The sequence below is a fragment of the Pseudomonas sp. Hz4 genome, assembly GCF_054898165.1.
Window position 1 is genome coordinate 539995 of record NZ_CM142719.1, and the last position, 18971, is coordinate 558965.

At 58.9% G+C, this 18971-nt stretch carries 22 protein-coding genes and 1 tRNA gene; 8 read left to right on the forward strand and 15 right to left on the reverse strand.

What is annotated here, in order from left to right; genetic code table 11:
- Positions 1 to 21: 21 nt before the first annotated feature.
- The 8 genes from ACYZTR_RS02430 to ACYZTR_RS02465 all read right to left on the reverse strand — a co-directional run bounded on the left by ACYZTR_RS02430 (position 22) and on the right by ACYZTR_RS02465 (position 5763).
- The gene (locus ACYZTR_RS02430; RefSeq protein WP_461976159.1) at positions 22 to 768 is read right to left on the reverse strand and encodes an ABC transporter substrate-binding protein; all 747 of its coding nucleotides are present in this window, start codon (positions 766 to 768) and stop codon (positions 22 to 24) included.
- A gap of 13 nt (positions 769 to 781) precedes the next feature.
- Positions 782 to 1555, reverse strand: coding sequence for an ABC transporter ATP-binding protein (locus ACYZTR_RS02435; RefSeq protein ID WP_007897462.1), 774 nt, complete (start codon positions 1553 to 1555; stop codon positions 782 to 784).
- Positions 1556 to 1922: 367 nt separating this feature from the next.
- Positions 1923 to 2330 carry a type II toxin-antitoxin system tRNA(fMet)-specific endonuclease VapC gene (vapC, locus tag ACYZTR_RS02440; RefSeq protein WP_461976162.1) on the reverse strand — a complete coding sequence of 136 codons (408 nt, stop codon included), beginning with the start codon at positions 2328 to 2330 and terminating at the stop codon, positions 1923 to 1925.
- Positions 2330 to 2560, reverse strand: coding sequence for a type II toxin-antitoxin system VapB family antitoxin (vapB, locus tag ACYZTR_RS02445; protein ID WP_282377351.1), 231 nt, complete (start codon positions 2558 to 2560; stop codon positions 2330 to 2332). The genes vapC and vapB overlap by 1 nt, the downstream gene beginning before the upstream one ends.
- Before the next feature lie 187 nt (positions 2561 to 2747).
- Positions 2748 to 3200: a hypothetical protein gene (locus tag ACYZTR_RS02450; protein ID WP_461976164.1), complete on the reverse strand. Its 453-nt coding sequence runs from the start codon at positions 3198 to 3200 to the stop codon at positions 2748 to 2750.
- Positions 3201 to 3206: 6 nt separating this feature from the next.
- On the reverse strand, positions 3207 to 3623 hold the full coding sequence (locus ACYZTR_RS02455) for a hypothetical protein (protein ID WP_461976166.1): 417 nt from the start codon (positions 3621 to 3623) through the stop codon (positions 3207 to 3209).
- A gap of 37 nt (positions 3624 to 3660) precedes the next feature.
- The gene (locus ACYZTR_RS02460) at positions 3661 to 4635 is read right to left on the reverse strand and encodes an alpha/beta hydrolase family protein (RefSeq protein WP_461976168.1); all 975 of its coding nucleotides are present in this window, start codon (positions 4633 to 4635) and stop codon (positions 3661 to 3663) included.
- Between the two features lie 69 nt (positions 4636 to 4704).
- Complete coding sequence (locus ACYZTR_RS02465) at positions 4705 to 5763, reverse strand: PDDEXK nuclease domain-containing protein (protein WP_461979557.1); 1059 nt, start codon at positions 5761 to 5763, stop codon at positions 4705 to 4707.
- A gap of 262 nt (positions 5764 to 6025) precedes the next feature.
- Between ACYZTR_RS02465 and ACYZTR_RS02470 the strand changes: the two genes are divergently transcribed.
- Positions 6026 to 6475 carry a carboxypeptidase regulatory-like domain-containing protein gene (locus ACYZTR_RS02470; RefSeq protein ID WP_461976170.1) on the forward strand — a complete coding sequence of 150 codons (450 nt, stop codon included), beginning with the start codon at positions 6026 to 6028 and terminating at the stop codon, positions 6473 to 6475.
- Between the two features lie 65 nt (positions 6476 to 6540).
- On the opposite strand, the gene ACYZTR_RS02475 is transcribed toward ACYZTR_RS02470, so the two are convergent.
- The 5 genes from ACYZTR_RS02475 to ACYZTR_RS02495 form a co-directional block, all read right to left on the reverse strand.
- Positions 6541 to 6616 (reverse strand) — tRNA-Phe (locus tag ACYZTR_RS02475).
- 103 nt (positions 6617 to 6719) lie between these two features.
- Positions 6720 to 6992: an oxidative damage protection protein gene (locus ACYZTR_RS02480; protein ID WP_010464608.1), complete on the reverse strand. Its 273-nt coding sequence runs from the start codon at positions 6990 to 6992 to the stop codon at positions 6720 to 6722.
- Entirely contained in the window at positions 6989 to 8056 is a 1068-nt protein-coding gene (gene mutY / locus ACYZTR_RS02485; RefSeq protein WP_461976172.1) for an A/G-specific adenine glycosylase, read from the reverse strand. Before mutY ends, ACYZTR_RS02480 begins: the two co-directional genes overlap by 4 nt.
- The gene (locus ACYZTR_RS02490; protein WP_461976174.1) at positions 8053 to 10272 is read right to left on the reverse strand and encodes an AsmA family protein; all 2220 of its coding nucleotides are present in this window, start codon (positions 10270 to 10272) and stop codon (positions 8053 to 8055) included. The genes mutY and ACYZTR_RS02490 overlap by 4 nt, the downstream gene beginning before the upstream one ends.
- A 78-nt stretch (positions 10273 to 10350) precedes the next feature.
- Positions 10351 to 10755 (reverse strand): acetyl-CoA sensor PanZ family protein, encoded by a 405-nt coding sequence (locus tag ACYZTR_RS02495; RefSeq protein ID WP_461976176.1) that lies wholly within the window; start codon positions 10753 to 10755, stop codon positions 10351 to 10353.
- 223 nt (positions 10756 to 10978) lie between these two features.
- On the opposite strand from ACYZTR_RS02495, the gene ACYZTR_RS02500 reads away from it, so the two are divergent.
- The 7 genes from ACYZTR_RS02500 to ACYZTR_RS02530 all read left to right on the forward strand — a co-directional run bounded on the left by ACYZTR_RS02500 (position 10979) and on the right by ACYZTR_RS02530 (position 16797).
- A complete protein-coding gene (locus ACYZTR_RS02500) occupies positions 10979 to 12643 on the forward strand; it encodes an OFA family MFS transporter (RefSeq protein WP_461976178.1) in 1665 nt (554 codons plus the stop codon).
- Between the two features lie 268 nt (positions 12644 to 12911).
- Positions 12912 to 13505 carry an imidazoleglycerol-phosphate dehydratase HisB gene (gene hisB, locus ACYZTR_RS02505; protein ID WP_123367004.1) on the forward strand — a complete coding sequence of 198 codons (594 nt, stop codon included), beginning with the start codon at positions 12912 to 12914 and terminating at the stop codon, positions 13503 to 13505.
- Positions 13505 to 14143, forward strand: coding sequence for an imidazole glycerol phosphate synthase subunit HisH (gene hisH, locus ACYZTR_RS02510; protein WP_461976180.1), 639 nt, complete (start codon positions 13505 to 13507; stop codon positions 14141 to 14143). Before hisB ends, hisH begins: the two co-directional genes overlap by 1 nt.
- A complete protein-coding gene (locus ACYZTR_RS02515; protein WP_403104477.1) occupies positions 14144 to 14404 on the forward strand; it encodes a DUF2164 domain-containing protein in 261 nt (86 codons plus the stop codon).
- A gap of 42 nt (positions 14405 to 14446) precedes the next feature.
- A complete protein-coding gene (hisA, locus tag ACYZTR_RS02520) occupies positions 14447 to 15184 on the forward strand; it encodes a 1-(5-phosphoribosyl)-5-[(5-phosphoribosylamino)methylideneamino]imidazole-4-carboxamide isomerase (protein WP_461976182.1) in 738 nt (245 codons plus the stop codon).
- Positions 15185 to 15193: 9 nt separating this feature from the next.
- Complete coding sequence (gene hisF, locus ACYZTR_RS02525) at positions 15194 to 15964, forward strand: imidazole glycerol phosphate synthase subunit HisF (protein ID WP_121731627.1); 771 nt, start codon at positions 15194 to 15196, stop codon at positions 15962 to 15964.
- A gap of 77 nt (positions 15965 to 16041) precedes the next feature.
- Positions 16042 to 16797 carry a substrate-binding periplasmic protein gene (locus ACYZTR_RS02530; RefSeq protein WP_461976184.1) on the forward strand — a complete coding sequence of 252 codons (756 nt, stop codon included), beginning with the start codon at positions 16042 to 16044 and terminating at the stop codon, positions 16795 to 16797.
- A 43-nt stretch (positions 16798 to 16840) separates the two neighbouring features.
- Here the strand turns inward: ACYZTR_RS02530 and ACYZTR_RS02535 are convergent, their stop codons facing one another.
- Entirely contained in the window at positions 16841 to 17617 is a 777-nt protein-coding gene (locus ACYZTR_RS02535) for a divergent polysaccharide deacetylase family protein (protein ID WP_461976186.1), read from the reverse strand.
- Between the two features lies 1 nt (position 17618).
- A complete protein-coding gene (locus ACYZTR_RS02540) occupies positions 17619 to 18938 on the reverse strand; it encodes a S41 family peptidase (RefSeq protein ID WP_461976188.1) in 1320 nt (439 codons plus the stop codon).
- Positions 18939 to 18971 lie beyond the last annotated feature (33 nt).

Here is an 18971-nt window from a genome sequence, read left to right on the forward strand (position 1 = left end):
CGCCGGTCAGGCAGGTCAGAATCAATAGATGCTGAACGGGAAGTACTTGTCGTTGATCTTTTTGTAAGTGCCGTCTTCGACGATTTCTTTCAGGGCGAGGTTCAGCTTCGCGCGGATCGTGTCGCCTTTACGTACAGCGATACCGATCTTGTCGCTTTCTTCCACCGGATCGCCCTTGAACTCGTAGGACCGACCGGCATCGCTTTTCAGCCACTCGTAGTTGACATACTTGTCCGCCAGGATGCCGTCCAGACGACCGGAGGTCAGGTCGAGGTAGGCGTTTTCCTGAGTGTCGTAGAGTTTGACTTCAACGCCTTCCATGTTGTCTTCCAGCCAGGTGCCAGCGAGGGTCGCACGTTGTGCGCCGATCACTTTACCTTGCAGGGAAGCCTTGTCGGTTTTGAAGTCGACGTCTTTCTTGGCGATGAATTGCAGCTTGTTGGAGTAGTACGGGTCGGTGAAATCCACCGCCTGCTTGCGCTCGTCGGTGATCGACATCGAGGAGATCAGGAAGTCGAACTTCTTGGCGTTCAGGGCCGGAATGATGCCGTCCCAGTCGGACGTGACCACGGTGCAGTCGACTTTCATCTTGGCGCACAGGGCATCGCCGATTTCTTTGTCGAAGCCGACGACATTGCCACTGGCATCTTTGTTGTTGAACGGCGGGTAGGCCGCTTCGATGCCCATCTTCAAGGTCTCGGCGGCGGCACCGGCGCTGAAGGCCAGGGTGACGGCAGCAGCCAGGAAGATTTTTTTGTAGTTCTGCATGTGGGTAGCTCCGTTAGCGGTTGCTGGACATGAATTGTTTGCAGCGCGCCGAAAGCGGGTTTTCGAACACCTGCTGTGGCGATCCTTGCTCTTCTACCAGGCCCTGGTGGAGGAACACCACTTCGCTGGAAACCTGACGGGCGAAGCCCATTTCATGGGTGACCAGCAGCATGGTGCGGCCTTCTTCGGCCAATGCTCGGATGACATTAAGTACTTCCTGAACCATTTCCGGGTCAAGGGCGGAGGTGGGCTCGTCGAACAGGATCACCTTGGGCTGCATCGCCAGTGTCCGGGCGATGGCCGCGCGCTGTTGCTGACCGCCGGAGAGTTGCGCCGGGTAGGCGTGGCGTTTGTCAGCGATGCCGACCTTGGCCAGCAAGGCTTCGGCGACTTCAATGGCCTCGGCCTTGCTCTGTCCGAGCACCCGGCGCGGGGCTTCGATGATGTTGTCGAGCACGCTCATGTGCGGCCACAGATTAAAGTTTTGAAACACAAAACCGATCTCGCTGCGCAGGCGATTGATCTGCTTGCCGTCGGCAGCGACCAGTTCGCCGTTTTTCGCGGCTTTGAGCTTGAGTTCTTCGCCGGCCACCAGGATTTGGCCCTGATGCGGGTTTTCCAACAGGTTGATGCAACGAAGGAATGTGGACTTGCCGGAACCGGAAGAACCCAGGATCGAGATCACGTCGCCGTCGCGGGCGGTCAGCGAGATGCCTTTGAGCACCTCAAGCTGTCCGTAGCGTTTGTGCAAGTTGCGGATTTCAAGCGCGGGCGTGGCCTCAGCCATGTGCATTCCTCATAGTATTTCGCTCCTGCTGTTGGCGGCCTTCCTGGCGAGGCGGCCAAGCTAGCATAGCGTTCGAATGGCAGCCAACAGCGCTACGGGCGGTAAACGGGTGGCATGTGGCAGGTTGTCGCATCGGTACAGCAGAGTGTCGCGCTGCTATCAACCGAACAGCCGTTTGAACCAGCTGCCCCGCGGGTGCCGCGTAAAAAAGGGCGCGATGTTGCCAGCTTCGGCGGGGTGTTGGAAGCGCTAACCGGCCAAACGTTCCTGATCCGCACTTTTATTGTGCGTCGCTACATTTTGGGTGTATTTCGGGTGCGCGGTTTCGTTCGTATAGTGGGTCGCTGGGTAAACGCTCTGGCGAAGCTCAACCGGGATGGACCCAGTCTTCTACGCGTAACCCTGGAACGCGTTCAAACTCCCTTAGGTTGTTGGTTACCACAATGAATCCGCGTGAACGTGCGTGGCCGGCAATCATGTGGTCGTAGGGTCCGATAGGCGTTCCAGCCTTTGCCAGCTCGGATCGAATCATCCCGGTATGCGTAGCCGCTTCGTTGTCGAAAGGCAAAACCTCAAGGCGTGCCGCAAAACCCTCGATCACCCCGAGGTTCTTCTCGGGTGTCGCTGATTTTTCGGCACCGTAGATCAACTCCATCAGCGTGACGGCACTCATGCATAATTGCCCGTTATGACGGTTGAAAGCTTCTCGTACGATTTGCGGTTTGTTCTTGATGGTGAAGATGCAGATGTTGGTATCGAGCATGTATTTGATCATCAGAACGACTCACGCTCCTGGTCGGCGGGTTGTTCACGATCGGTCATGAAATCTGCACTCACGCCATCCCCGTCAAACCAGCTGTCCCATGTTTCATCTGCGGGGGTGATGATACGGGTCCTGCCGATGGCAATTACGTTGACTCGTTTCACATCGCTTGGCATCGCCACGGCTTTGGGGAGGCGGACAGCCTGGCTTCGATTGCTCATGAAAAGGGTTGTCTGTTCCATTTTGGCCTCCTGCGTTTTTGTGAGTGCTGTGAGTCCAAAGAATAGATTTCTTCAGGGATATGTCAATGGGATATACATGACCGCTGACGAGGGGTCATGTCAGATCGTTTCAGGCTGTTGGCTTCTCAAACAAAAACGGCCGCTGTCAGTGATGACAAGCGGCCGTTTTTGTTTCTGAGGCGAGTGTTTACTCAGCCTTTTCTTCCTGCGCGTCCAGCGACTGGCGATAGCTGTCGAGTGCATCGCCGAAGTCGGTGATGAACTGCGGGTCCGTCAGCCAGGCCTGGGCAGCGTCGCGGTCCATGCCGTCGGCCCACATGCGATAGTCGATCAGCATGTCGGCGGCCAGGTGAGTGGCAGCCATGGCTTCGTTGTCGGCGTTTTCCATGTCCAGCAGTTCTGGATGGTCGCTGATGATTTCGGCGAGGTTCGACAGCAAGGTCAGCAGCATGTCGTTGCGGCTGATGGCTTCCGCGTCACGCATTTTGCTGAACATCGCCAGGGTGTATTCCGGAATCGGTTCGCCGATTTCACCCAGGTCATCGTCCAGTGCGACGGGTTTTCTGCCGTGAATGTTGATTTGCCTGGCTTTGATCTTGGCGCGTTTGGCGCGTTTCTGTTGCTTGTTCAGGGATGCCATGGGAACTCAGTTTGCTTTCTGTTGGGTTTGAGCCGCGATGGCGTCGGACGCCGCCACGTAGTCGTCCTGGAAGGCCGGTGATTCGATCCAGGCCAAGGCGCCGGCTTCGTCGACTTCAGCAGACCATTGGCGATATTCGATCAGCGCGGCGAGGATGAAGTCTGTCGCTGTTTCTTCGCCTTCCTGCTCCAGCACCAGCGCGATAAGCGGGTGCTCAAGAAAGGCCACGCACATTGCTTGTTGGCTGATTTTTTGCGCATCGATCATTTCTTTGAACATGTCGGTCAGGTCCACCGATTCGAAGTCGATGCGATCGTCGTTCGGATCCAGCTCGACCGGCGCGGCAGCCCGTTGGGTGCGGTTCTGCTTGGCCTTGGCTTTGGCGCGTGTGGCGCGTTTGTTCTGCTTGTTGGCGGAGGCCATGGGCATCGTTCCGTATTTCGTTGAGTGGGCACGTCAATCAGCTGCGTGGCACTAGCCGCCCGGGTGTGTCGGGGGCCAGTTCGCCGGTCTGCAACCAGGACAATGCGATGGGCCATAGTGTGGCTTGGTATGGGCTGCGAAAAAAGGCGAAATGTCCGACTTCTTGTTCGCCGATGTCTTCGGGGGCGATTCGCAGATGGCTGGTCGTTGCAGCGGTGAAGTAACCGAGCAGGCGCTCGATGGCTGGAATCGTGCCGTAAGGATCGTCGCTGAGGCTGATGGCCAGGGTTTTCGCGGTGACGTTGGCGAACGGGAGCTGGCCGTGTCTTGCGTGGATGATGCGGCCGCTGGGGCGCTTCTCGTACCGGGCCGTGGGCGTGCTCCAGTCGCGGACCACGCCCGTGGGCGTGTCTTCCAGCCAGCCGAGGCGTTTACCGGGGAAGTAGCCGTAAATCATCGTCAACAATGGCATCACCAGGTGCCACTTGCCGAGCATCCGCCAGCGATGAGCAGGGGCGTAATCACGCCAGTAAGCGAACTGAGCACCTACGGTCACCAGGTGCCGAATGACCTGCCCGGAGGCTCCCAGCCCCGCCGCACAGCCTCCGAAGCTGTGACCGACGACGTCGATGGGCTGGCCGGGGAACTCCCGCTGAGCGCGCTTGAGCATCGCCTCAAAGTCCAGCGCGCCCCAATCGGACCATGAGGCCTGAAGCCCTTTCAGCGATGCCGGACGTGACTCGCCGATGCCGCGGTAATCAAAAGTGATCACGTCAAAGCCGTTGGCGAACAGGTAATCGGCGAAACGCGAATAGTGGCGGCAGCGGACAGAGGTGGCAGCGTTGATGATAACGACTGGGCGCGTTGAGTCCGATAGACCCTGCCGCCAGGTGAATCCGCCAAGCATGAAGCCGTCTGCGGCGGTTTCCTTGAACGGCTCGCCGGGGGCGTAGGCGGGCAGCGGCAACTCCATTTGAGCGGAGGCCAACGAGGACATGTCCTGCAAATTCATCGTTTTTTGACCTTTGCGGGTAGCTGCCAACAATAGTCTTCACGTTGCCCATGAACAATCCATCCATGATTATCTGGGGATCTGGTTGAACAATCGCTCCTCAAGCACGGCCCGTTCCCGATCCAGTTCTGCGCGCAGTTCCTCCTCACTCGGCAGCACCAACTTGTACTTGCTGGCGAACAGTTGTTCGTTGCCTTCCAGCACCGAATAGCGCACCACCGACTCATCTTTTTGTGCGCAGAGAATGATGCCGACGGTGGGGCCATCTTCCGCTCCGCGTTTGAGGTCGTCGTACATACGCACGTACATGTCCATCTGGCCGACATCCTGATGGGTCAGTTCACCGCGCTTGAGATCGAAGATGACGAAGCACTTGAGCAAGTAGTTGTAGAACACCAGATCGATGTAGAAGTCTTTGCTGTCGGTGCTGATGCGTTGCTGACGGGCGATGAAGGCAAAGCCTTTGCCCAGTTCGAGCAGGAAGGCCTGAAGCTGATTGATCAGTGCTTTTTCGAGATCGGTTTCTTGGATTAAGCCCGCATTGGGCAACCCGAGAAACTCCAGGATTACCGGATCCCTGATGAAATCCCGAGGGTTGGCCTTCATTTGCTGAATGTTGGTGGCGGCTTCCTGCTTGACGGCGGGGCGGTCGCGGCTCGCCAGCAGGCGTTCGTAATAGAGCGTATTGATCTGGCGTTCCAGAGCGCGACTTGACCAATTTTGAATGGCTGATTCGTTCATGTACCAGTGGCGAGCGTGGTCGTTGTCGACGCGCAGCAGTCTGCGGTAGTGGGTCCAGCTCAATTCGAGGCGCAGTGCGTCTCGAATTGGAAACGCCTGATAAAACAGTCGCATTTTCCGTAAGTTGGTCTCGTCAAAACCCTTCCCGAACTCCGCTGTCAGCACCTTCGCCAGCGTCGCCAGCAACTGCTTGCCGTAAGCCGCCCTACGAGCGCCTTCCTGCTCGAACTCGACAATATGCTGTCCGATCTGCCAGCAAGTTTGCACTTGAGCGGTATCGACTGCTCTCAGCACCTTAAGGCGTGCCTGGCGGATCAGTTCGCCCAGATTGCCAAGCAGTGAGGCGAGTTGTGGGTCTTGAGTATTAACAGGTTTGAGGGCGCTCATGGGGTCTTCCGCAGCTGGATTAACAGGCAGAAGAGGATTGCAGGGGCGGGTTGGTCGATGATGCCGGGCGCGGCTGGTAAATCCGAAGGAAAGTCCGATTGGTTTTGCGGGATCACGCCGACGGCAATCCGCGCTTGAGGAAAACAACGTGTAGTCCAATTCGCAGTGAACCCAAGTACCAATCAATCTAAAACTAGGGCATTCAGCGAGAAATCTAAAAAGGAGTAACGATTGGGTTCTGCGCAGCCCGGGAGTCGCCATCATGAAGTACGTCCATTCACTCATGTTACCCATCGCCGCAATCGGCTTGTTGATGTTCCCAGCGCTGTCGCCGGCCGCCAGCCTTGAGCCCATCGATAGCTCAGGTGTGCAAGTCCAGAGGCAAGAGCAAAACGGGATTACTTACCTGTCCGGCGGTATTGGGGAGGATGAGTCGAAGGCTATCCAGCAAACCACTGGATACAACCTGCACATGACCTTCTCTATCGGGCCAGAAAATAAATACGTTCCCGACGTAGATGTAGTCATTCAGAAAGCACCGGGGCAGACGGTACTGACGCTGAGCCAGGCTGGCCCGTTGGTTTACGTTCAGCTACCTCCCGGCAAGTACTCCGTTGTCGCGACCCGTAATGGTGAAGCGAAACATGACACAACGGATGTCGGAAGCGGCACCGCCCGCAATCTGGTTTTTCACTGGAATGTTGATGAGTAGTTGGGCGTTACTAAATCCCAGGCATAAAAAAACCCTGAATCTTGCGATTCAGGGTTTTCGGTATTTGGTGCCCAGAGACGGAATCGAACCGCCGACACGGGGATTTTCAATCCCCTGCTCTACCGACTGAGCTATCTGGGCAACGGGGCGCATTAAACGGGTTTTTCAGGGGGTCGTCAAGCAAGTTTTCAAAAAATATTTAATTATTACCGTCGCTTACGATCCGCCCCCCGATAAGTCGGGATTATTCAGCCGGCGGAACGTAGCCGTCGGCTTTGGCGTATTCCTCGCCGGAGAAGTACTTGTCCATCTCGCCCTGAAGGTATTTGCGGTCTTCGGCGTTCATCATGTTCAGGCGTTTTTCGTTGATCAGCAGGGTCTGGTGTTTCTGCCAGTCGGCCCAGGCCTTGGCCGAGACATGGTCAAAAATGTCCTGACCTTTCGCACCCGGGAATGGGGCGCGTTCCAGGGCGGGCAATTCTTCTTTGTACTTGCGGCACATGATGGTGCGGGTCATGACGACTCTCCTGCGTTCAATACGGCGGCCGCGCGTTCGAGCAAGGTTTTGACCGGGGCGGCAAGGCCCAGGCGCGGCGGGGTGGCGAGGTTATACCAGAGCCAGTCGGCCTCGGCCACGTGATGGCCAGCCTCCTGCACCTGAACCAGCCAGGGTTCGATGGACAACTGAAAGTGACTGAAGGTATGCACCAGGCTCGGCAGCGCCTGTTGGCTGCCAAGTTCCAGCGAGTGCTGTGAAGCCAGATGTTGCAGGTCGTCGAGGTCGTCGAGTTCCGGCAGGCTCCAGAGACCGCCCCACAATCCCGTGGAAGGGCGACGGTAAAGCAAAATCGCGCCTTCGCCGTTGGCGAGCATCGGCATCAACGTACGCTTCTGTGGCACGGCTTTGCGCGGTTTGGGGATCGGGTAGCGGGTTTCGAGGCCGAGCATGTGCGCCTCGCAACCCTTTTCGAGCGGGCAGAGCAGGCAACTTGGTTTGCTGCGTGTACAGAGCGTAGCGCCCAAATCCATCATCGCCTGGGTGTAGGCGTTGACTCGATCATGCGGCGTGAAGCGCTCAGCGTTGGCCCATAGCTGTTTCGCGGCCTTCGGCTCGCCGGGGTAGCCCTCTTGTGCAGTAAACCGCGCCAGCACCCGTTTGACGTTGCCATCAAGGATCGGCGCCCGCAGGCCCATGCTCAGGCTGGCGATGGCGCCCGCCGTGGACAGGCCGATACCCGGCAGATCAACAAGCTTTTCCACATCCCTCGGAAACTCGCCGCCGTATTCGGCGACGACAATTTTCGCGGTCTTCTGCAGATTGCGTGCGCGGGTGTAGTAACCGAGGCCTGTCCACAGGTGCAGAACTTCGTCTTCCGGCGCGGCGGCCAGGGCTTCGACGGTCGGCAACGAGGCCATGAAACGGTCGAAGTAGTTCAGCACGGTGCTGACCTGGGTTTGCTGCAACATGATTTCTGACACCCACACCCGATACGGCGTGATGCCTTGTTGCCAGGGCAAGTCGTGACGGCCGTGGCGGTCGTACCAGTCCAGCACCGCCGTTGAAAACTGCTCGGCTCTCATCGCTTGAACAGCCCCTTTAAGGCGTTTTTCAACTCCGGGCTGACCTTGTCGCCAAGCTTCTCATCGATTTTTTCGCTGATTTTCTCGCCAGCCATTTTGCTCGCGACCTGGCCCATGCGTTCGTTATCGAGGCGGCAAGCTTTGGCGCCTAGCTCCAGCGGGCCCCGGCAACGCAGCGGCCACTCGATGCCGACGAACCTCTCGCCGACCTGACAGGCCGGGTCCGGCATGTCGCTCTTGTCGCCTTCGACGATAATGCCCACGCGGTAATCCATGCCCAGCACCCGCAGATCGATGTCACCGTCGCCGTTGACGGTCATGCCCGGGATGCGCACTTTCAGGTCCGGGTTGCTGGCCACGCCGTTACGCAAGGTCAGGTTGCCCTTGAGCTCCTGGAACGGTGTGTCCTTGCCCCGTGGCTCGCCGGTGAGGGATTTACGGTTCAGGGTGGCGATGCCTTTGCACAGCTGTTGTTCGAGGTTGGCATTGAGCAGGACGCCGTCGTTGATGACGAAACTGGCGTTGCCGTTGAGGCTTTCGATCAGTGCTTTCTGGCTGTTGCCGCTGCCGGTCAGGTTGCTGTTAAGCGTCACCAGACCTTTGACCGGCGGATTTTTACCCTGGCTTTCGAGGATTTTTTCCACCGGCACTTTGCTGATCTGTGTCTGCATGTTCAGCGCGGGCACCTGTTGGCGCACGTCGAGCGTACCTTTGGCGTCGAAGTTGCCGTCGTACAACTCGCCGCGAAGGTTTTCCAGTGTCAGCAGGCCGCCCTGGCCGGTGGCCTTGAGCGCCGCGTTCTGGATCGGCAGTTTATCCAGGGTCAACTGGCCGAAGGTGAGGTCAGCGTCCACGTCGAGTTTGCTCAGCCGTTCCACTGGCAACAGACGTTCGTTGCTCCACGCGTCTTTGGTCGGTGCTTGCGGCAGCGGTGTGCTGCCCGCGCCGGCCATGGCATCGGCTTCGGTGGTGGCGACTTCAGCCTGACGGACCTGCGTTGCGCTGCTGGCTTCGGCAGACTTTGGCGGCAGGTAACGGTCGACGTTGAAGGTGTCAGCCTTGAGGCTCGCCCGCAGCGATTGCTTGGCGAAGTCCTCGACGGCAATGCGGCCGGTGAAGGTGCTGTCGTCGATTTTCAGGTTGATGTTATCGAACGACAGGCTGGTAGGCGTTCCCGCAAGACGGCTGACCAGCTCGACTTTACTCAGGCTGCCTTCGGCCATTGCCGGGAGTTTCTGGCCGATGCTATCGATGAATTTCGCCAGATCAAACTGGGCGATCGACAGGCCGCCGTTGATTTGCGGAGTCTTGTCGAGGTCGTTGACCTTCAGTTCACCCAGCGCGCGCAATTGGTTGGCGGAGATTTTGATGCCGGTCCATTCGGCGACGTTCGCCGCTTTGTCCAGCAGCAACTGGCCCTGGGCGGCGAAGGTCATGGTCTTGCCTTGCAGCGGATCGCCGGCGACTTCACCGGAGAGTTTCATGTCTTCGAGTTTGTAGCGCTGCAGTGCGCGCTCGAAACGCAGTTCGCCGTTAAGCTCGGTACGCACGCGCAGGACCGGCTGGTTGGTGCCCAGGAACGCGGTGAGTTTGATCGGAATATTGGTGGAGTCATGCACCGGGCCGGTACTCAGCTGGATGCTTTCGGCGCTGAACTGCTTGCCGGTTTTCTCATCGTTGTATTCAACACGGGCGTTGTTGACGGTCAGGCTGTCGATGTCCAGGCGGATTGGCTGGGCCGGTTTTTCTGCTTGGGCGGTGGTTTCTGGCGTAGGGGCTTCGGTGGTGGCGGGTGGCGTGGCCGAGGTTGCTGGCGCCTTGCCGATGTCTTCCCAGTTGCCGTGGCCGTCCTTGTCACGGTTCAGGCGCAGGTTAAGGCCTTCGACGCGCACATCGCTCATCTGCACTTCACGGCGTAGCAACGGCAACACGCGAACGGACAGACCGAGCATTTGCAAGTCGGCGAACGGTTCGGTGGGCTTGGTCAGGGTCGCGACACTGGCTTCGTGCAATTCCAGGCCCAGCCACGGGAACAGGCTCCAGCCGATATCGCCATTGAGCGTCAGCTCGATGTGGGCCTTGTCGCGGGCAATCTGGCGAATCTCGTCTTTATAGTCGTTGGGATCAAAGAGGTGGGTCAGGGCAAAGCCCAGCGCCACAATGATCAGCAACAGCCCGAGAAGTACCAGACCCAGGATTTTGCCGAACGCTTTCATGGGCGAGTCCTTGTAGTTAGTCGAATTCGAAATTTAGCCGGGGAGTATAGCGCTCCGCAGTGCACGACCGGTCAGCGATCACGTCGACAACACGTCCAGCGGCACTTTCAGTTTGGCCGCCAGCGCTTGTGCCTCCAGGTGCCCGGCAGGCGCCAGCAGACGCAAAGTCGCGCCTGATTGAGACGCCATTTTCTGCGCTTCGTGCACCAGGCGCTCGGCCACGCCACGACGACGAGTAATTTTTCGTACGCATAGTTGGGACAGATGCCAGACATCCTGATGACGTTGCAGACGTGCTGCGCCCAACAGGCGATCGTTGAAGCGGCCGGCAATCAGCGAACCCTCAAGCAGGCAGCCTGCGATCAACTGCACATCCCCGGCAAACGGCGCAAACAGCCAGTCCGGGGCATCGCGGTAGATCTTTTGTAGATCTTGCTGGTCCTGGTAAGTGGCTTCGGTAAGCGGCTCGACTGTGATCGGCATGGCGGCTCCTTCGGTGGTACGAGAACAGACAACGTACAAAGGGTGATGTCACTTTGGTTTTTCTGTCACGTACAGATGGTAACCTCTGCCGGTTCGTCCGTCCTTCTGCGACTTGATGTCACAGCAAAATGGAGCTTCACCCCGAGAAAACAGTCGTGCGTGCGCATAAAGGCTGAGGGTGAAGAGTGGCAGGCGAACAATACTAATAATTGGGGGATACACAATGACCACGAGCATCACGGCGGACGGCCTCACGGCTGACCAGCCCTCGTTCCTGTCCAAGGAACGCATCATCGCCAAGCCCGGTTTCAACCGTTGGCTGGTACCACCGGCCGCCCTGGCCATCCACCTTTGCATCGGCATGGCCTACGGCTTCTCGGTGTTCTGGTTGCCACTGTCCAAAGCTCTGGGTGTGACCAAGGCAGCGGCTTGCGCGCCGGACATGAGCTTCATCTCGCAAGTCTTTTCATCCCAATGCGACTGGCCGATCTCGATGCTCGGCTGGATCTACACCCTGTTCTTCATCTTCCTTGGCTGCTCGGCAGCGATCTGGGGTGGCTGGCTGGAACACGCCGGGCCACGCAAGGCCGGCGTTGTATCGGCACTGTGCTGGTGTGGCGGTCTGCTGATTTCAGCGCTCGGGGTCTATACCCACCAGATATGGCTGATGTGGATCGGCTCCGGGGTCATTGGCGGTATCGGCCTGGGCCTGGGTTACATCTCGCCGGTCTCGACCCTGATCAAGTGGTTCCCGGACAAACGCGGCATGGCGACCGGCATGGCGATCATGGGTTTTGGCGGTGGCGCGATGGTCGGTGCTCCGCTGGCCGCAGCCCTGATGGGCCACTTCGCTTCGCCAACCAGCGTCGGCGTGTGGCAGAGCTTCCTGGTGATGGCCGCGATCTACTTCGTGTTCATGATCGGTGGCGCACTGTCCTACCGCGTTCCGCCAACCGGCTGGAAGCCTGAAGGCTGGACCGCTCCGGCGAAAAAAGCTTCCAACGCGATGATCACCCACCGTCACGTCCACGTGAATGTGGCGTGGAAAACCCCGCAATTCCGTCTGGTGTGGCTGGTGCTGTGCCTGAACGTATCCGCCGGGATCGGCATCCTCGGCATGGCATCGCCGCTGTTGCAGGAAGTGTTCGGCGGCAAACTGATCGGTGTTGACCTGCCATTCGGTCAACTGGACGCTGGGCAACTGGCCTCGATCGCCGCGATTGCTGCCGGTTTCACCGGTTTGCTGAGCCTGTTCAACATCGGTGGCCGATTCTTCTGGGCATCGTTCTCCGACTACCTGGGTCGCAAAAACACCTACTTCGTGTTCTTCGCCCTGGGCTTTGCCCTGTACGCGTTGATTCCGAACCTCGGACACCTGGGCAACGTTGCGCTGTTCGTGGCGGCGTTCTGCATCATCCTGTCGATGTACGGCGGTGGTTTTGCGACTGTCCCGGCGTATCTCGCGGACCTGTTCGGTACGCAAATGGTCGGCGCGATCCACGGTCGTCTGTTGACGGCGTGGGCGGCGGCGGGTGTGTTGGGTCCGGTGTTGGTGAACTACCTGCGTGAGTATCAGCTGAGCATCGGCGTTGAACGCGCCGCGGCTTACGACATTACCCTGTACATCCTCGCGGGCCTGCTGGTGCTGGGTTTCTTGTGCAACCTGCTGGTGCGTCCGGTGGCCGACAAGTACTTTATGACCGACGCTGAACTGGCTGCCGAACAGGCGCTGGGCCATGACAAGGGTGCTGATAGCCGCACCGTATTGGAGTGGAAAGCGGATGCGGGCACCAAGCCGTTGGCGATGGCTGCATGGCTGGTGGTGGGTATTCCGTTGGCGTGGGGTGTTTGGGTGACCCTGCAGAAAACCGCGGTGTTGTTCCACTAAGTGAAGTAAACGCATCACCCCTGTGGGAGCGAGCTTGCTCGCGATGGCGGTCTGACAGTCGACAGAGATGTTGAATGTGAGGGCCTCATCGCGAGCAAGCTCGCTCCCACATTTGTTTTGTGGTGTGTACAAATGGCTTGTATGGACATGTCTATCCTCGACAACATGGGATTCACTCCGTCAGTCATATCACCTCCCGTGTTTCTGTTTGGCGCTCGCGCCCCTATAATGGCTGCCTTTTTCGCCCAATGATTTTGCGGAGCTGGTGATGGCCGAACGTAAGGCGTCAGTCGAGCGCGACACTCTGGAAACCCAGATCAAAGCCTCGATCAACCTGGATGGCACCGGAAAGGCCCGATTTGATATCGGTGTTCCTTTTCTTGAGCACATGCTGGACCAGATCGCCCGTCACGGGCTGATCGACATGGATATTGTCAGCAAGGGCGACCTGCATATCGACGACCACCACACGGTGGAAGACGTCGGTATCACCCTGGGTCAGGCCTTCGCCAAAGCCATCGGCGACAAGAAAGGCATCCGTCGCTACGGCCACGCCTACGTGCCGCTCGATGAAGCGCTGTCGCGCGTGGTGATCGACTTCTCCGGCCGTCCGGGCCTGCAGATGCATGTTCCCTATACTCGCGCCACCGTTGGCGGCTTCGACGTTGACCTGTTCCAGGAGTTCTTCCAGGGCTTCGTCAACCATGCCCTCGTCAGCCTGCACATCGACAACCTGCGTGGCACCAACACCCACCACCAGATCGAAACCGTGTTCAAGGCTTTCGGCCGCGCCCTGCGCATGGCCGTAGAGCTGGATGACCGCATGGCCGGTCAGATGCCGTCGACCAAGGGCGTTCTGTAATGCAGACGGTCGCGGTTATCGATTACGGCATGGGCAACCTGCACTCGGTGGCCAAGGCCCTCGAGCACGTCGGTGCCGGCAAGGTCCTGATCACCAGCGATGCCGACGTGATTCGCGAAGCCGACCGGGTGGTATTCCCCGGCGTCGGCGCGATTCGCGATTGCATGGCGGAGATCCGTCGCCTGGGCTTCGACTCGCTGGTGCGTGAAGTCAGCCAGGATCGTCCGTTTCTTGGTATCTGCGTGGGCATGCAAGCCTTGCTCGACAGCAGTGAAGAGAACGACGGCGTTGACTGCATCGGCCTGTTTCCAGGCGCAGTGAAGTTCTTCGGAAAAGGCCTGCACGAAGATGGCGAGCACCTGAAAGTCCCGCACATGGGCTGGAACGAAGTGAAGCAGACGGTGAGTCACCCGCTGTGGCACAACATCCCGGACCTGGCGCGTTTCTATTTCGTGCACAGCTACTACATCGCTGCCGGCAATGCGCGGCAGGTGGTGGGTGGCGGTCACTACGGTGTCGATTTCGCCGCCGCGCTGGCCGATGGCTCGCGTTTCGCCGTGCAGTTCCACCCGGAGAAAAGCCATACCCATGGCCTGCAACTGTTGCAGAACTTCGCCGCGTGGGATGGTCGCTGGTAAATGGCAGCCAAGAAAACGAAGCCGCCGATCCTGACCCTCACTCCCGAACAGGAGAACGAGGCCAATCACAAGATCAAACGCTTCATGGAAGATCGCTTCGAACTGGACCTGGGTTCGTTCGAAGCGGCTGAAATCCTTGAGCTGTTTACCCGCGAAATTGCTCCGCACTATTACAACAGGGCGATTTTCGATGTGCAGACGCACCTCAAAGAGAGGTTCGAAAGCATCGAAAGTGACCTGTGGGCGCTCGAGAAAAACTGATTTTCGAGTGAAGCTGAACAATCGAATTTGAAGGTTTGCCAGATGCTGATTATTCCCGCTATCGATCTTAAAGACGGTGCCTGTGTTCGTCTGCGCCAGGGCCGCATGGAAGATTCCACGGTGTTCTCCGATGACCCGGTGAGCATGGCTGCCAAGTGGGTGGAAGGCGGTTGCCGCCGTCTGCATCTGGTCGACCTGAACGGCGCTTTCGAAGGCCAGCCGGTCAACGGCGAAGTGGTCACCGCTATCGCCAAGCGCTACCCGAATCTGCCGATCCAGATCGGCGGCGGTATCCGTTCGCTGGAAACCATCGAACACTACGTGAAAGCGGGCGTGAGCTACGTGATCATCGGCACCAAAGCCGTGAAAGATCCGGCCTTCGTCGCTGAAGCCTGCCGCGCGTTCCCGGGCAAGGTTATTGTCGGTCTGGATGCCAAAGACGGTTTCGTTGCCACCGACGGCTGGGCTGAAATCAGCACCCTTCAGGTGATCGACCTGGCCAAGCAATTCGAAGCTGATGGCGTGTCCGCGATCGTTTATACCGACATCGCCAAAGACGGCATGATGCAGGGCTGCAACGTATCGTTCACCGCTGCGTTGGCCGCTGCAACCAAGATCCCGGTGATCGCTTCCGGCGGCATCCACAACCTCGGTGACATCAAGTCGCTGCTCGACGCCAAGGCGCCAGGCATCATCGGCGCAATCACCGGCCGAGCGATCTACGAAGGCACTCTTGATGTCGCTGAAGCGCAAGCTTTCTGCGATTCGTACAAAGGCTGAGGACTGACCATGGCGCTGGCCAAACGCATCATCCCTTGCCTGGACGTGGATAACGGCCGGGTGGTCAAGGGCGTCAAGTTCGAGAACATCCGCGACGCCGGTGACCCGGTAGAAATCGCCCGTCGCTATGACGAGCAGGGTGCCGACGAGATTACCTTTCTCGACATCACCGCCAGCGTCGATGGCCGCGACACCACGCTGCATACTGTCGAGCGCATGGCCAGCCAGGTGTTCATTCCGTTGACCGTGGGCGGCGGCGTGCGCACCGTGCAGGACATTCGCAACTTGTTGAATGCTGGCGCGGACAAGGTCTCGATCAACACGGCTGCGGTGTTCAACCCGGAATTTGTTGGCGAAGCGGCTCAACATTTCGGTTCGCAGTGCATCGTCGTTGCCATCGACGCGAAGAAGGTTTCATTGCCGGGCGAAACCCCGCGCTGGGAGATTTTCACCCACGGCGGCCGCAAGCCGACCGGTCTCGACGCTGTTGAATGGGCGAAGAAGATGGAAGGCCTGGGCGCCGGTGAAATCCTGCTGACCAGCATGGACCAGGACGGCATGAAAAACGGCTTCGACCTGGGCGTTACCCGTGCCATCAGCGATGCGCTGGGTATTCCGGTGATTGCTTCGGGTGGCGTCGGCAACCTGCAACATTTGGCCGATGGCATTATCGAAGGCCACGCCAGCGCGGTGTTGGCGGCGAGTATTTTCCACTTCGGCGAATACACCGTGCAGGAAGCCAAGGCCTACATGGCTCATCGCGGCATTGTGATGCGCTAAACAACCGATACAGGCCAGTGGACATCATGGCGGGCTCAAGGCACTCTTGGGTACGCCATGGATTCAGGTAGCCAGACATGCTAAGACGCCTTCTTCTCGCCCTCGCCAGCGCTTCTCTATTGCTCGTTAATGGGGCGCATGCCGCAGACAATCCCGCCACCGATCTGGTGTTGCTGACGGAAAATTTCCCCCCGTACAACATGGCGAAGAACGGCAAGAACTTCGCTCAGGACGAGAACATCAACGGCATCGCCGTCGACATCGTCCGCGAGATGTTCAAACGCGCCAACATCACTTACAGCCTGACGCTACGCTTCCCTTGGGAGCGAATCTACAAACTCGCCCTGGAGAAACCGGGTTACGGGGTTTTCGTGATGGCACGGTTGCCGGACCGCGAGAAACTGTTCAAGTGGGTCGGTCCTATCGGTCCGGATGACTGGATCATGCTGGCCAAGGCTGACAGCAAGATCACCCTCGAGACGCTGGATCAGGCGCGTAAATACAAGATTGGTGCCTATAAGGGCGATGCGATTGCCGAGACGTTGGCCAAGCAGGGATTGAAGCCGATTGTGGTGCTGCGGGACCAGGACAACGCGAAGAAACTGGTCAACGGCCAGATTGACCTGTGGGCTACCGGCGACCCGGCCGGCCGTTACCTCGCGCGACAGGATGGCGTGACCGGCCTCAAGACCGTGCTGCGATTCAACAGCGCCGAGTTGTACCTGGCGCTGAACAAGGATGTGCCGGATGAGGTGGTGGCGAAGCTGCAGGCGGCGCTGGATCAGTTGCGCAAGGAAGGGGTGGTGGATGACATCATGGTGCGGTATCTCTAGGTTTCACTGATCGTTCCCACGCAGAGCAGGGGAACGATCTTGTTCAGCGATAAATTCCATCTTTGCCATGTGCAGTCGTTGCGCGGTTCTCGCGCACGCTGATCATCAACTTGATATCGATCCAGTCAATCCCCTGAGCCTTGAGCTTGGGCAACTCACGCTCCAGCACCGCCAATGTCTGCGGATACGGATGCCCGATCATCACCGCCGAGCCCTGTTTGCGCGCCAGGCTGATCGCCGTCTGTAGCTGCGTGAAGATCGCCGCTTCAGTGCGCTCATCATCCAGAAACACATCCCGCGAAACGCTTGCCAAGCCAATTTTCTGCGCCTCGGCCGCCGCGACGGTCTGCGCGCTGGTGCGGCTGTCGACGAAGAATTTGTGCCGACGTTGCAGGTCCGCCATCAACCAGGCCATGGCGGCCGGCTGAGCCGTCATGCGACTGCCCATATGATTGTTGATGCCAGCGGTATAGGGCACGACCTTGAACGCCGCGTTCAGGCGTTTCTCAAGTTCGTCGATGGGCAAATCAGGATGCCAGGCGAACGGCCCCGTTGCCGGGTCCATGGGCATGTGCAGGATGACGATCTTGCCGGCGCGATGGGCCTCGCGGGCGAATTCGGTGGCGTGGGGTGTGTCGGGCATGATCGCCGTGGTGACGGGGCCGGGCAGGGCCAGCACGCGACGATCCCGGGGCAGGTTCTGCCCCAGGTCATCGATGATCAGACTTAGGTAGGCTTTTTGCGGCGCCGTCGCGACAGGCGCTGCATGCGCAACACCCGCCAGACAGCACAGCAAGCCGAGGATGCACCGCAGCTGCATCTCAGCGGCCGGAGGTGATGCTCAGCCCTTTGAGCAGGCTCAGCGCCTGGGCCAATTGGTAGTCGTCATCCTGTGGCATCGCCTTGGCTTTGCCGCTGGAGCTGGTCGGTTTGTCGGCGCCGCCGTTGCCATTGCCCAGGTGACCTTGCAGATCAGCTTCCTTGAAGTACTCGCCGTCCTGCTCGCTGGTGATCTTGGCCTTGCGCACTTCGATGTCCGGGACGATGCCCTGAGCTTGGATCGAGCGACCGTTCGGCGTGTAATACAGCGCCGTGGTGATTTTCAGTGCGCGTTCGTTGTTCAGCGGCAGCACGGTTTGTACCGAGCCTTTGCCGAAACTGGTGGTACCCATGACCACCGCGCGTTTTTGATCCTGCAAGGCGCCGGCGACAATTTCCGAGGCAGAGGCGCTGCCGCCGTTGATCAGAGCGACCATTGGCACGGCTTCGCTTTCATCTTTGCCGGTGGCGGAGAAGCGCAGTTCGGAGTTGGCGATACGGCCCTTGGTGTAAACGATCAGGCCCTTGGTGATGAAGTGGTCGACCACTTCCACCGCTGCTTGCAGCACGCCGCCCGGGTTGTTCCGCAGGTCGAGGATGATGCCTTTGAGCTTCTTGCCGTTGTCCTTGCGCAGCTTGGCCAAGGCTTTGGAGACTTCGTCACCGGTCTTGACCTGGAACTGGGTGATGCGGATGTAGCCGAAACCGGATTCCAGCAACTGGCTCTTCACGCTCTTCACTTGAATGATGGCGCGGGTCAGGGTGACGTCGAACGGTGTACCGCCGTCGCGTACCAGGGTCAGGGTGATTTTCTGGCCGATCTTGCCGCGCATCTTGTCCACGGCTTCTGTCATGCTCTGGCCACGGGTCGGCTGGCCGTTGATCTTGACGATGAAGTCGCCGGCCTGAATGCCAGCCTTGGAAGCCGGGGTGTCATCGATCGGTGAAACGACCTTGATGAAACCGTCTTCAGCGCCAACTTCGATGCCCAGGCCGCCAAATTCGCCGCTGGTGCTTTCCTGCAATTCAGCGAAGTCTTCCGGGCCCAGGTAGGCGGAGTGTGGGTCGAGGTTGCTGAGCATGCCTTTGATGGCGTTTTCCAGCAGTGTCTTGTCGTCCACCGGTTCAACATAGGCGGCTTTGATCCGGTCCATGACCTCGGCGAAGGTGCGCAACTCTTCCAGCGCCAATGGCGCCTTGGTGGTCGCAGCAGTGCCCGCAGGCGCGACTGCCGGAGCCGGTTGAGCGGCGAACGCCAGAGGCGCGGCGATCACCAGGGCGATCGTCAGGGCCAGCGAGGTAAGGCGGGACAAATGCAGCATGTCGAACGAACTCCTAATGTAGGTGACTCAACG